This window comes from Sphingomonas faeni (genome assembly GCF_030817315.1).
GTDB lineage: Bacteria > Pseudomonadota > Alphaproteobacteria > Sphingomonadales > Sphingomonadaceae > Sphingomonas > Sphingomonas faeni_C.
Genome location: NZ_JAUSZF010000003.1, coordinates 88,606 through 101,051 on the forward strand (window position 1 = coordinate 88,606; position 12,446 = coordinate 101,051).

Here is a 12,446-nt window from a genome sequence, read left to right on the forward strand (position 1 = left end):
TGCGGCCGGCATAGCCCGGCAATTAAAACGGTTTCTCTCTTGGCTGATCCGTAAGGGGATACCCGTCGCCACAGTTCCTCTATTCAGGATTCCTACCGGAACAGGAGGCTGCCATGGATGGCGCGGTCTTCGTCGGTAGCTCTTCGGGATAGAGTTGTAACGGCGATCGCGGCTGGTCTGTCGCGTCGGCAGGCGGCGGTACGGTTCGGTGTCAGCGCTGTGAGCGCCATCCGGGGCAGTAGCTTGCAGACCAGCACGGAACGCCGGCGCCACGCCAGCAGGGTGGCGATCGATGCTTGATTAATATCAAGACGCATGCCGGGTTGATTGTGGCCACTTACAAGGCGACGCCTAACATCATCTGGCTGAGTTGCAGGCGTCTTTTGCCGATTACGCCACCGAGGTCGCACTCGGCACGATATGGCTGTTCATCAGTCTGCATCCGGCGAGAGGCATCTGGCGGGTGATGGTCCGAGCTGAGATGTTAGCCACAGTGCAAGCACCGTGATTTACACCGTGGCGAGAGACGTGGCGATGACCCAGATTACTGTACTGTCCGGCGTTGAGCGCGTCGCCATTGGAGCGACGGGCGCAAGCTTGCCCTGGTGAAGGCAGCCATTATGCCAGGCGCGCCGGTTGCCGCTATCGCCCGTTGCCAACGTCTCGCCCTCGTCAATCTACCGTTGGCGGCGCAAACTGTGCAGCAAGCTTGCGCAGCGACCGGCTTTGCAGCTGTGGCCGTTCATGCGTATCCGCCCGAGACCGACCGTGCTGGTCATCGAGCTCAGCGGTGTGACCATCGTGCGGCTGGCGGCGTGTCTGCTAGCTTGCTGATAGCGACGTTGCGCGAGCTCAAAGGTGTGCATCCGGTGAGGGGCATCTGGCGGGTGACGGTCTGAGCTGAGATGTTAGCCACAGTGCAAGCACCGTGGTTTGCACCGTGGCTAGAGACGTGGCGATGACCCAGATCACTGTACTGTCCGGCGTTGAGCGGCGTCGCCACTGGAGCGACGAGCGCAAGCTTGCCCTCGTGGAGGCAGCCATCGTGCCTGGCGCGTCAGTTGCCGCTATCGCGCGCGATGCCGACGTCTCGCCCTCGTCGATCTATCGTTGGCGGCGCAAACTGTGCAGCAAGCTCGCGCAGCCGACCGGCTTTGCCGCTGTGGCCGTTCATGCGGATCCGCCCGAGCTCGACTACGGCCCGTCCGACATGCTGGTCATCGAGCTCAGCGGTGTGATTATCCGTGCGGCTGGCGGCGTGTCTGCGAGCTTGCTGGTAGCGGCGTTGCGGGAGCTCAAAGCATGATCCCTGTTCCGGGCGGAGCACGGGTCTGGATAGCCACCGGCAAGACGGACATGCGCAAGGGGATGTCGTCGCTGGCGATGCAGATCCAGCAGGGGTTCGGACGAAACCCGCATGCCGGCGATCTCTATGTTTTTAGAGGTCGCCGCGGCGATCTGCTGAAGATCCTGTGGCACGATGGCCTCGGAATGTCGCTCTACGCAAAACGGCTGGAGCGCGGTCGGTTCACCTGGCCGGCGACATCTGACGGCGTCATTTCGATCTCGGCGGGGCAACTCGGCTTCCTGCTGGAAGGCATCGATTGGCGGAATCCACAATACACGTTCAGGCCCGAACTGGCGGGCTGAAATACTCGGTTTTCCTAGGCGTTCGGCATCAAACGCCTCGACAAATTGGCGGTTTTCTGCTGTAAAATGAGCCTCGATGAACACCGGCATCGAGGCCCTTCCCGATGATATCGAAGCGCTCAAAGCGCTGTTGATCGCCGAGCGTTACACCGTCCTCATTGCCCGCGAAGCGCTACTCGAGGCCGAGGCGCTCGCCGCCATCGCCCAGGCTCAGGTCGCCGATGCACACGCCATCATCGAAGATCTCAAGCTGCGCATCGCCAAGGCACGTCAGGACAAATGGGGGCAGTCGTCCGAGCGGCACAAGCAGCTGCTCGATCAGCTCGAGATGCAACTCGAGGACGTTGTAGCCACGGCGACCGAGGATGAGCTCGCCGCTGAGATTGCGGTCGCCAAAGCTAGTGCAGCCGGCGTTCCCGTGGTGCCGTTCACTCGCAAGAAGCCGACCCGCGCTCCGTTATCTGCCGATCTTCCCCGGCACCGTGTCGTCGTACCCGCCCCAGAGAGCTGCCCATGCTGCCACGGTGCGGAGCTTAAGAAGATTGGTGAGACCATCACGGAAAGCCGTGAGGTCGTTCCTCGCCAGTGGATCGTCGTGCAGACGGTCCGTGAGAAGTTCATCTGCAAGGCCTGCGAAACCATCACGCAGCCGCCAGCGCCCTTCCACCCCATTCCACGCGCATCGGCTGGCCCTAATTTGCTGGCGATGGTCCTATTCAACAAATTCGGCCTGCATCAGCCGCTCAACCGCCAGAGCGAGACCTATGCCGCCGAAGGCATGAGCATCAGCGTGTCGACGCTTGCCGACTATGTCGGCCACGGGACCGTCCTGTTGCGCGGCCTGGTCGATCTCATAGAGGCGCACATCCTCGCCGGCGAGCGCATCCACCATGACGATACGACCGTGCCGGTCATGGCGGCCGGCAAGACCATAACGGGCAGGATCTGGGCATCCGTCCGCGACGACCGCCCCTTTGGCGGGACCGACCCGCCCGCCGTCTGCTATTACTACACCCGCGACCGCACAGGAGCCCATCCGCAGCGACAGCTTGCTCGGTATGCCGGCATCCTGCAGGCGGACGCCTATAGCGGCTATGACGCGCTCTACGCCGCGGGCCGCAAGCCAGGACCCATCCTGGAAGCAGCGTGCTGGGCACACGCCCGTCGCCCGTTCTTCAAGGAAGCTCGCCTGAGCCAGGCGCCGCTCGCGGTCGACATCGTCACCCGCATGGATGCGATCTTCGCTGCCGAACGCGTGATCTGGGGCCGGAACGCAAGCGAACGGCTCGCCGCGCGACAAGTCCACGTCGCCCCGCTCGTCGCCGAGCTCGAGCAGTTCCTGCGTCAGCAATATGGCCGCCTGTCGCGCAAGGGCGATCTGGCCAAGGCCATCAACTACATGCTGGCACGCTGGGACAGCTTTGCCCGCTTCGTATCTGACGGCAGGATCTGCATGACCAACAATGCCGCGGAACGCCGGGTGAGAACCGTCGCGGTCGGGCGCCGGAACTGGACCTTTTGCGGCTCGGACCGCGGCGGTGACCGTGCAGCCGCCATGTATACGCTGATCCAGACCTGCCGCCTAAACGACGTCGACCCGCATGCCTGGCTCCGCGACGTCATCGCGCAGATCTCCGACCATCCGCAGACACGGCTTCACGAGCTATTGCCGTGGGAATGGAAAGCACGACAGCAGCGTCCCGAAGCCATCGCGCAAGCCGCTTAGACATGCCTGCTACAAGCCGCGTCTACACCTTGCGACACGCGGCCAGACTGCTGGGCGAGACCGAGGACACCGTCTCCGACGCGGCTATCAGCATGTTTCCCGAGGATGGCGCCATCCAGGTCATCGACGACGATTTCGGCGACGAGGATTGGGCCCTGGCGTCCGCCTTCACTGATGAAGGTATCGAGAACCTCCGATACATCATCGACAAAACCAGGCTCGACGGCTCGTAGCACCATCTACGCCAACCTTGAGGGCGCTCACCGAATGCATACGCTCAAAGCATGATTCCTGTTCCGGGTGGTTCCAGGGTTAAGATAGCCACCGGCAGGACGGGCATACGCAAGGGCGTGTTTCGCTGGCGACGCAGATCCAGCGGGGATTTGTACGAAACCCGCACGCCGGCGACCTCTATGTTTCTAGGGGGCGCTGCGGCGATCTGCTAAAGATTCTGTGGCATGATGGCCTCGGAATGTCGCTCTACGCAAAACGGCTGGAGCGCGTCGTTTCACTTGGCCAGCAACATCTGACGGCATCATTTCCATTTCGGCGGGGTAACTGGGCTTCCTTCTGGAAGGCATCGGCTGGCAGCATCCACGATACACGCTAAGGCTCGAATTGGCGGGGTGAAACGCCCAGTTTTCCTAGGCTTTTGGTTCCGAAACGCCTGGAAAAATCTACGGTTTCTGTTGTAAAATAAGCCTCGATGGATACCGGCGGGCCTTCCGGATGATATCGAAGCGCTCAAGGCGCTGTTGATTGCCGATCGCCACACCGTTCTCATTGCCCGCGCAGTTTTACCCAAGGCCGAGGCACTCGCCGCCATCGCCCAGGCTCAGGTCGCCGATGCAAACGCCATTATCGAAGATCTCAAACTGCGCATTGCTAAGGCGCGTCAGGACAATGGGAAAAGTCGTCCGTGCGGCGCGGGCCATCGGCCGCATCGTCGACCTCTAATATTCCCAAGAATGCTCGAACTATTTCGTCGCTAGTGGCTAGGATGCAGACTGATCGGAAACCAATTTAGAGTTTAGCGGCATCACCACGTCCGCCCCCCATTGCCGTGCGCAATAACAAACTAAAGTCTCTTCGTACGGACCAGTTACTAATATACGTAGCATCCGTCTTTGCAAGGAGTTCCGGCGTAGACATATCTAAACCTTGAACTTGCGAAACACCGGTGATCCCGGGACGAAGTCTATCTACGCCATGGCTGCGGCGGCTGTCCGTCAACGTGAGTTGACTGGGCAGTCCGGGCCGTGGGCCGACAAAGCTCATATCGCCAATAAGAACGTTCCATAACTGCGGTAGTTCGTCCAATTTCGTTCTGCGGAGTAACGCACCCACGCGGGTGATGCTGTTGCGCATCGTTTCATGGGAAGGGCGGTCACCCGTACCAACGCGCATTGTCCGCAATTTTACAAGCCGAAACAGCTTTCCATCACGGCCCACCCTCAACTGAACAAAGAAGGGATTGGCACGGTCGTCTAGCCAGATCAGCAAAGCGGCGCCGAGGCATGCCAACGCCGATGGCAACCCGAGAGCCAGCACTAACGCCAGATCGAGTAAACGCTTTCCTTTGCTTTTTATTGGGTCATTCCGCATGGCTGGGCCGGATAGAGGGAAAGCTGTCGGCTGGTCAAGCGAGGTTGATGGCGGTAAAGGCGCGCGCTCAGCGTATCAGTTCATAAGAGAGACCTACGTCAACATGCGACTGGTTAATGTAGCGCAACTCATGCTTTCCCTGCCCAGATGGGCGAAACGCACCTTGATCGTGACGATCGACGTAAGCCTATGCGTTCTTGCCGTATGGATAGCCTATTTCCTTCGGCTGAGCGAGTGGACCCCGCTTTACGGGCCTATGGCGTGGGCAGTGGTTGGATCTTTGGTTCTTGCAATTCCCGTATTCGCGATCGTAGGAATCTACCGTCCGGTATTCCGCCATGCTGAAGCTGCGGGATACAACCAGATCCTTTTCGCTCTCCTAATCTACGGTTTGGCGTACTTCACAGTGTTTACGGCTTGGAGTGTCCCGGGTGTGCCACGAACCGTCGGCATTATCCAGCCGGTATTGCTATTCGTATTCATGATTTTGGCACGCGTTCTCGCACGCTATATTTTGCGTGAGTTGATCGATCGTAGTGATGGCGTGCGCGTCCTCCCAAGAGTACTGATTTACGGCGCTGGAGTATCAGGGCGCCAACTAGCTGCGGCGATCGGCAGCCGTCGAGAGATGAAAGTTGCCGGATTTCTTGACGATAATAAGGGCCTACAGGGAGCTTCGGTCAACGGAATTCGTATATATTCGACAGAGGGTATATCTGAGCTCGTCGACAAGTTGGTTGTTGACGAGGTTCTTTTAGCCATACCTTCTGCGACACAGCAGCGCCGCAATGAGATTTTAGCTCTTCTTCGTTCCTTACGTGTTAGGGTGAGAACATTACCGGATATCATCGAGCTAGTACTTAACGACTTTCCTAATCAAAATATAACCAATCTAGATATTCACGACTTGCTCGGCCGGGATATTGTCACGCCTGATCGCCTTGTAATGAACGCTCATCTAGCGCACCGAACAATTTTGGTGACAGGGGCGGGGGGGTCGATCGGGTCAGAACTATGCCGGCAAATTATTGCAGCAAACCCCTCAAAAATTCTGTTGTTCGATAACAGTGAGTTTTCCCTATACAGTATTCATCGAGAACTAGAGGCGTTCTTGGCGGCTCGTGCTACTAGCGATAGAGATATCGAGGTAGAGCTTATCCCGTTACTGGGTTCGGTACAAAATGAACAACGTGTAGACGAAATAATGGCATGCTGGAAGCCAAGCCATGTTTATCACGCAGCCGCATACAAGCATGTCCCTTTAGTCGAGCACAACCCTATTCAAGGTGTTGTTAACAATGTGTTCGGTACTATGACGGTTGCGCAGCAATGCGTTAAGCATAAGGTGGGTCATTTTGTTCTAGTGAGCACGGATAAGGCTGTTCGCCCGACCAATACGATGGGAGCTACCAAGCGCCTCGCTGAGATGGTGCTTCAAGCATTGTCAGAAGAGAGTGGTGATACATGTTTGTCGATGGTACGTTTTGGAAACGTTCTCGGTTCTTCTGGGTCCGTAGTACCCCTATTTAGGCAACAGATTCTAGCTGGCGGGCCGGTAACAATTACTGACGACCGGATCACCCGGTTCTTTATGACAATTCCCGAGGCGGCCCAGCTGGTAATCCAAGCTGGCGCGATGGCGACCGGCGGGGAGGTTTTCGTTCTAGATATGGGTGAGCCAGTAAAGATTGTCGATCTAGCGAGAAACATGATAGAATTGTCAGGTTTGACCGTCCGTGATCACGGCAATCCTTTCGGTGATATCGAATTGCGTGTCGTCGGGTTAAGGCCCGGGGAGAAACTGTACGAAGAACTACTGATAGAGGATGCTCCTATCACAACGGGGCATCCGCGTATTAGAAAGGCTGTAGAAGGTTTCCTTCCGGTGAAGGAGCTGAATATCCAGCTTCAGCTGCTACGTGAGGCAGTCAACGATCGACGGTCGGACAAGGTTCGCCAGATACTGGTCGCGACAGTCAAGGAGTTTGCTCCAACGGTCGACGTTCTGGACTATGTTCATATAAATAATCATGGCGCGAAGGAGCTGCGCCAGATTTCAGCTTGACAATGTTTTTACAACAGCGACTGACGCTGCGGTTTAGTTGTTGTTTAGTATGGCTTTCGTTAAGCATCACATACGCGCTACCCCGTAGCGCTAGTGTGCGCCGAATGCGCGACGAATATTTAAATGGCGTGCGTACGTATAATCGGCGAGGCGCATCATCAGATGCCGGCGTCTGGCCAAAGACTGAGAAACCATCATCGCGTAGATCGAAGCCTGAATGGTCGTTTGGTTTATAGTGTGAATGACGCGGCGTATTGCTAACCCCGATCATGATTTTGGCTCTAAAGCGGATTGAGGCTATCGCATCCATTCACCCCGACCTTCGCCCCTGCGGATTTGACCTGCAACAGCGCGCACTTACACGGCGATTGGTGTTAGGGCTCAGAATCATTCACAGCCAGAAGGGGACGACGGTGACCAGCGCTACGCCTGCCAGGAAGTTGGCGCCGAGCTTGTTGTGACGGGTGGCACTCGGCGAGGTTTCTTCAGGTGGCAAAAGGCGTTCTCGACTAGATGTCGATCTTTGTAGCGCGTGCGATCGTAGCGAACATTCCGCTTACGGCTGGATCGGCTTGGGATGATAGGTACAGCCCCGACTGACGTAGCGCATGACGGAGAGGGTCGGCATCAGAGCTTTTATCCGCAAGAACGTAACGCGCTGCCCATGCGAGCTAGCAACTCCGGCGCGACGGTTATGTCGGCGACGTTGCCAGGCGTCAGCATCAGTGCAAATGGACGACCGACGACGTCGTAAGGGAGTGAATCTTGACCGTCCAGTCTCCGCGTGAGCGGCCGAGCGCCTGCGCTTTAGCCCATTTTTACCCCAAACGTAGCGCGTTGCGCCTTTACATACGTGTTGGCGATCGCGGTGCTTGTGGTCACCGCGCCGCGTCGACCAGCGCATCAAGGAGCTTGAGCTAGAAGCTTCAGTGCGACCAACGATTGAAGCGTTTGTACGCCGTCGTGGAAGGGACCATAGTCGGTCTGGCCGCCGCATCCGTAGCAAACCACTTTCAGCACGTAGGCTACCCAAAATCACCCGACGATCGTCCACCCTCCTCGCGCCGGACGTTCTTGGGCAAATGCGGCTCGATCGGTGACGACGCCTCGTCCGACAACCAGAACAATGCCATGCGACGCCTCCGTTAAAGCACGCCAGTAAATTAGGAAGGTCGCTCCGTCTCAACCCGCCGATTGGGTTTGGACGCTAAATACGGGGGCTCGGTACTTTTCCGGCAAACGTGCATCACGGTCTCGACGGAAGGCTTTGAAACGGCTATTGAACAAGCCTTTCGTCCGCCATTTAGGCGGTCCAATTCCCCACCGGGAGCTTCACCCGTTGAATCCAATTTATGTCACACGTCCTTACCTTCCGCCATTGGAAGAGTTCCTACCGTTTCTGGAGAAGATTTGGGAAACCCGAGTTCTTACCAACAATGGGCCTTTCCACCAGGAGCTAGAATCTCAACTTACTGGCGTGTTTGACTCGCAATATGTGTCATTGACGTCCAATGGCATGCTTGCGTTAACTGCAGCAATTGACGCTGCAAAGTTGACTGGTGAAGTAATCACAACTCCATATTCTTTTGTAGCGACAACGCATGCGCTGGCGTTACAGGGGCTGGAGCCAGTATTTGTAGATGTTCGGTCTCACGATCTCAACATTGATCCGGACGCTATTGAAGCCGCGATCACGCCCCGCACTAGCGCAATTATGGCCGTCCATGTTTATGGTAATCCTTGTGCAGTGGAAGCCATTGAAGAGATCGCGAAACGTCACGACTTGATCATTATATACGATGCAGCTCATGCCTTCGGCGTGCGCTACAAGGGGCGCAGTCTATTATCATACGGCGATTTTGCAGCTCTCAGTTTTCATGCGACCAAAGCTTTCAATACATTCGAGGGGGGGGCAGTAGTTTCTAATAGTGAAGATCGTAAACTTGCGGTTAACTCAGCTAGAAACTTCGGGATTGCAGACGAGGTAAATATTCCTTCTCTTGGTACAAATGCAAAGATGAGCGAGATAAACGCTGCATTCGGTATCGTCCAGCTTAAACACTTTGAGCAAGTTCGTCGTGAACGCCGGGCCATTGATACATTGTATCGAGAAATGTTGGGCGGTGTCACTGGTATAGATCTTATTGACATACCGGAAGATGTTGAGCCCAATTACTCTTATTTTCCTATCTTGGTTAACGAACATTTTCCTATGAGTCGCGATATGCTTTATGGCGTACTTAAAGAGCAGAACATCTTTTCGAGGCGATACTTCTTTCCTCTCTTGTCCTCTTTACCAATGTACGAGCATCTGCCGTCGGCTGCGTTGGGACTTTTACCAATTGCTGAACGTGCTGCAAGGCAAGTGCTGAGTCTTCCGATATATCCGGATCTTTCGAACGAGGACCAGCTTAGGATTTGCGACGCAATTTTGATGCATTCGCGCTAATGAAATTGGCCATCTTTGGTACGGGGGGCATGGGCCGCGAGTTAGCCGATATGGTTGCCCGTTCCCCTAGGCTTCGTTCGAGATATGAACATTTAGTCTTCGTTGTCGACAACCCCGGCGACCCAGTTCAGGGCATCCCAGTCGTCCATCCGGACACGCTTGAGGCTGGTGATGAAATCTGTTTTGCGATCGGCAGTTCGGCGGATCGGCGCACGCTGGCTGCACGATTCTCAGGCCGATCGTTCGCAACACTCATTTCAGATCACGCTATCGTCTCGCCTTCAGCGCGCATTGGTACTGGAGCAATAATTTGTGATTTTGCGGTGATCAATAACTCAGTTGAGATTGGAGACCATTTTCTTTGCAATGTCTTTTCCCAAGTCTCGCACGACTGTGTAATTGGCAATTACGTGACGTTATCGCCGCGGGTATCATGTAACGGCTGGGTTAGAATTGATGATGACGTATTTGTAGGCGCAGGTGCGGTTATACGAAATGGGGTATCTGCTCAACGGCTCCGTATTGGCCAAGGAGCAACTATTGGTATGTCCGCAACGGTACTAAAACATATACCAAGCGGGGCAACCGCAATTGGCACAAAATTAAGCATATTATAGTTGCCGAAGGGCTTGTTGCGAGGGTGATTACCGTTTGTCACCGCTTTACTAGGCACTTGGCTAATGAACTGTATTTTATGTCATCAGTAGGCCAAGACAACTGCTTTATTTGCAAGAGATAGAACTCGAGCTTGCGGGGTGTAAAGTGGGCTCTGTGGCCGTCTGGGATTTTGAGTAGCTACGTCGCGGAGCAACGCATGCGGGTCAACGTCGGTGAGGCGTCAGAGCTATTTCGCCAGAACGTCCTGCACGATATGTTTGTCGATGCTGAGGGTCCGCAACCAGCTGTTTCAGCAGCCGGTTCTTATCCTAGGGCTGCTGCAAGCCCCCAGCTCGGCGAGACCGAAACCGCCGTACACCTTGCTTCCAGCGATAAACGTCTGCTCCGAAAGTACGCATCCGATAGTGGCCGCGGATTGTCGGCTAGTGGAGCCGGGCTGGTGCGTCAGTCCTTGTCGAGGAAGGCCTCGAAACCTTCTTCGGCCAGCGCGCTTCGGAAGGCTGCATCAGCAGCGCGATCGGTTTCGAACCGGTCGTCCCAGACGATCGAGGTGTTGTGGTCGTTGACCACTTCGAGCGTCCATCCTCGCTTGGTAGCTAGATGGACGATGTGAACCTCCAATCGCCTGCCGCCTCGTTCGAGCGACCGGTTCAGCGGGGATTCGATCAGTTCGGGTTCGGGTTGGGGATAACTCATCAGACAGCCTCTTGCACGAGCGGCGTTTTACGAAGGCGGATTACGAAGGCGGATCCATTCCCAAGGCAGCAACTCGCGAAGCCGGGACTGCGGCAGATCAGCGATGCCAACAAGTACGTCGGTAAGCCACGCGAGCGGATCGACGCCATTGAGCCTGGCGGTGCCGATCAGGCTGTACATCATCGCAGCGCGCTCACCGCCGCGATCCGAGCCGACCGTCCGCAAGGAATATCGTGAACCCAGCCCAGTCGTTGAGCAGATAGGCGATCGCTTTGGCTACGGCATCGTGACGCGACCGAATGCCGCGCTTCTCCCGCGTCCAGGTTGCCAGTGCTTGGATCGTACGCATCCGATAGAGGCCGCGGATTGACGGCTATCGGAGCGGGGCTGGTGCGTCAGTCCTTGTCGAGGAAGGCCTCGAAACCTTCTTCGGCCAGCGCGCTTTGGAAGGCTGCATCAGCGTCGCGATCGGTTTCGAACTGGTCGTCCCAGACGATCGAGGTGTTGTGATCGTTGACCACTTCGAGAGACCACCCTCGCTCAGTTGCTAGACGGACGATGTGGACTTCCAGTCGCCTGCCACCTCGCTCGATTGACCGGTTCAGCGAAGATTCGATCAGTTCGGGTTCGGGTTGGGGATCAGTCATCAGGCAGCCTCTTGCACGAGCGGCGTTTTACGAAGGCGGATCCATTCCCAAGGCAGCAGCTCGTGAAGCCGGGACTGCGGCAGATCAGCGATGCGGACAAGGACGTCGGTAAGCCACGCGAGCGGATCGACGCCATTGAGCCTGGCGGTGCCGATGAGGCTGTACATCATCGCAGCGCGCTCACCGCCGCGATCCGAGCCGACAAACAACCAGGCTTTCCTGCCGCGCGCTACGCTGCGCAGCTCTCGCTCGGCCGCGTTATTCGTCAGGCAGATCCGACCGTCCACGAGGAATGTCGTGAACCCCGCCCAGTCGTTGAGCAGATAGGCGATCGCTTTGGCGACGGCATCGTGACGCGACAGAATGCCGCGCTTTTCCCGCATCCAGGTTTCCAGTGCTCGGATCAGGGGTGCGACGCGTTCCTGGCGCACGCTCGGGCGCTCGCCGGCAGTCCGCCCGGTGATCTCTCGCTCGATCGCGAAGATCTGGTCGATCCATTCGAGAGCCTCCTTCGCCAACGGCGAGACGAGCGGCACGCCGCCCTTCTGGCGCTTGAGTTGACGCGCCACATCGGCCAGCTCGAAGAACTGCCGGCGGGCGTGAGCCCAGCAGTTCGCCCGCGTCATCGGTTTGTCAGCCCAGCCATCGCGGAACAGGTCGTTGAAGTCGGCATAGCGGTCGACCTGCAGAATACCGGTATAGCCAGCGAGATGGCCGCGGGGATGTTCGCCTTTCCGGGGCCGCGAGTAATAGCACAGCACTGCCGGCGGTGCTGGACCGCCGAACGGGCGGTCGTCGCGCACGTAATCCCAGATCCGCGCGACGTCGGTCTTGTACTTCGCCAGCCGCGGAACGGTGGTGTCATCGCCGTGGAGACGCTCGGCCGCCAGGACGTGCGCTTCAATTAGCAGGAACAAGGGCCTGGCAGCTACGCTCACTGCGCCGATCTGATCTGCGAGCATAGCGGTCGACCTGTAAAACGCCGGTATA

The 12,446-nt window shown here is 57.0% G+C and carries 12 protein-coding genes and 2 pseudogenes; 9 read left to right on the plus strand and 5 right to left on the minus strand.

All coding sequences use genetic code 11. From position 1 onward, the window contains the following. Nucleotides 1–958 precede the first annotated feature (958 nt). The 6 genes from QFZ54_RS17905 (at nt 959) to QFZ54_RS17925 (ending at nt 4,368) form a co-directional block, all read left to right on the plus strand. The gene (locus QFZ54_RS17905; RefSeq protein WP_307089728.1) at nt 959–1,306 is read left to right on the plus strand and encodes a transposase; all 348 of its coding nucleotides are present in this window, start codon (nt 959–961) and stop codon (nt 1,304–1,306) included. Then, complete coding sequence (gene tnpB, locus QFZ54_RS17910) at nt 1,303–1,650, plus strand: IS66 family insertion sequence element accessory protein TnpB (protein WP_056489367.1); 348 nt, start codon at nt 1,303–1,305, stop codon at nt 1,648–1,650. The genes QFZ54_RS17905 and tnpB (QFZ54_RS17910) overlap by 4 nt, the downstream gene beginning before the upstream one ends. 76 nt (nt 1,651–1,726) lie before the next feature. Then, complete coding sequence (tnpC, locus tag QFZ54_RS17915) at nt 1,727–3,376, plus strand: IS66 family transposase (protein ID WP_307089730.1); 1,650 nt, start codon at nt 1,727–1,729, stop codon at nt 3,374–3,376. 2 nt (nt 3,377–3,378) lie between these two features. Next, nucleotides 3,379–3,609, plus strand: a complete 231-nt coding sequence (locus tag QFZ54_RS17920) for a hypothetical protein (protein WP_307089732.1) — start codon at nt 3,379–3,381, stop codon at nt 3,607–3,609. 125 nt (nt 3,610–3,734) lie between these two features. Next, a complete protein-coding gene (gene tnpB, locus QFZ54_RS20545) occupies nt 3,735–3,986 on the plus strand; it encodes an IS66 family insertion sequence element accessory protein TnpB (protein WP_373458631.1) in 252 nt (83 codons plus the stop codon). 145 nt (nt 3,987–4,131) lie between these two features. Next, complete coding sequence (locus tag QFZ54_RS17925) at nt 4,132–4,368, plus strand: hypothetical protein (protein WP_307089734.1); 237 nt, start codon at nt 4,132–4,134, stop codon at nt 4,366–4,368. A gap of 31 nt (nt 4,369–4,399) precedes the next feature. On the opposite strand, the gene QFZ54_RS17930 is transcribed toward QFZ54_RS17925, so the two are convergent. Beyond that, the gene (locus QFZ54_RS17930) at nt 4,400–4,981 is read right to left on the minus strand and encodes a sugar transferase (protein ID WP_307089735.1); all 582 of its coding nucleotides are present in this window, start codon (nt 4,979–4,981) and stop codon (nt 4,400–4,402) included. 169 nt (nt 4,982–5,150) lie between these two features. Between QFZ54_RS17930 and QFZ54_RS17935 the strand changes: the two genes are divergently transcribed. The 3 genes from QFZ54_RS17935 to QFZ54_RS17945 all read left to right on the plus strand — a co-directional run bounded on the left by QFZ54_RS17935 (nt 5,151) and on the right by QFZ54_RS17945 (nt 10,112). Further along, on the plus strand, nt 5,151–7,046 hold the full coding sequence (locus tag QFZ54_RS17935) for a polysaccharide biosynthesis protein (RefSeq protein WP_307089796.1): 1,896 nt from the start codon (nt 5,151–5,153) through the stop codon (nt 7,044–7,046). 1,279 nt (nt 7,047–8,325) lie between these two features. After that, on the plus strand, nt 8,326–9,495 hold the full coding sequence (locus QFZ54_RS17940; RefSeq protein WP_307089737.1) for a DegT/DnrJ/EryC1/StrS family aminotransferase: 1,170 nt from the start codon (nt 8,326–8,328) through the stop codon (nt 9,493–9,495). Beyond that, nucleotides 9,495–10,112: a NeuD/PglB/VioB family sugar acetyltransferase gene (locus QFZ54_RS17945; protein ID WP_307089739.1), complete on the plus strand. Its 618-nt coding sequence runs from the start codon at nt 9,495–9,497 to the stop codon at nt 10,110–10,112. Before QFZ54_RS17940 ends, QFZ54_RS17945 begins: the two co-directional genes overlap by 1 nt. A gap of 445 nt (nt 10,113–10,557) precedes the next feature. Here QFZ54_RS17945 and QFZ54_RS17950 read toward each other — a convergent pair whose 3' ends face one another. From QFZ54_RS17950 to tnpC (QFZ54_RS17965), 4 genes and pseudogenes are all read right to left on the minus strand, one after another. Then, complete coding sequence (locus QFZ54_RS17950) at nt 10,558–10,809, minus strand: hypothetical protein (protein ID WP_307089741.1); 252 nt, start codon at nt 10,807–10,809, stop codon at nt 10,558–10,560. A 27-nt stretch (nt 10,810–10,836) separates the two neighbouring features. Beyond that, nucleotides 10,837–11,149, minus strand: a pseudogene (locus QFZ54_RS17955) (transposase domain-containing protein); the annotation flags it as partial. A gap of 55 nt (nt 11,150–11,204) precedes the next feature. Continuing rightward, nucleotides 11,205–11,456 (minus strand): hypothetical protein, encoded by a 252-nt coding sequence (locus tag QFZ54_RS17960; protein ID WP_307089743.1) that lies wholly within the window; start codon nt 11,454–11,456, stop codon nt 11,205–11,207. Then, a pseudogene (gene tnpC, locus QFZ54_RS17965) lies at nt 11,456–12,427 on the minus strand (IS66 family transposase); the annotation flags it as partial. The pseudogene tnpC (QFZ54_RS17965) and the gene QFZ54_RS17960, both read right to left, overlap by 1 nt. Nucleotides 12,428–12,446: the final 19 nt, after the last annotated feature.

What these genes read in the sequence shown, in the direction of transcription:
- QFZ54_RS17905 (WP_307089728.1), top strand. Translation starts at nt 959, where the DNA reads ATGACCCAGATCACTGTACTGTCCGGCGTTGAGCGGCGTCGCCACTGG.
- tnpB (WP_056489367.1), top strand. Translation starts at nt 1,303, where the DNA reads ATGATCCCTGTTCCGGGCGGAGCACGGGTCTGGATAGCCACCGGCAAG.
- tnpC (WP_307089730.1), top strand. Translation starts at nt 1,727, where the DNA reads ATGAACACCGGCATCGAGGCCCTTCCCGATGATATCGAAGCGCTCAAA.
- QFZ54_RS17920 (WP_307089732.1), top strand. Translation starts at nt 3,379, where the DNA reads ATGCCTGCTACAAGCCGCGTCTACACCTTGCGACACGCGGCCAGACTG.
- QFZ54_RS17930 (WP_307089735.1), bottom strand. Translation starts at nt 4,981, where the DNA reads ATGCGGAATGACCCAATAAAAAGCAAAGGAAAGCGTTTACTCGATCTG.
- QFZ54_RS17945 (WP_307089739.1), top strand. Translation starts at nt 9,495, where the DNA reads ATGAAATTGGCCATCTTTGGTACGGGGGGCATGGGCCGCGAGTTAGCC.
- QFZ54_RS17950 (WP_307089741.1), bottom strand. Translation starts at nt 10,809, where the DNA reads ATGAGTTATCCCCAACCCGAACCCGAACTGATCGAATCCCCGCTGAAC.
- QFZ54_RS17960 (WP_307089743.1), bottom strand. Translation starts at nt 11,456, where the DNA reads ATGACTGATCCCCAACCCGAACCCGAACTGATCGAATCTTCGCTGAAC.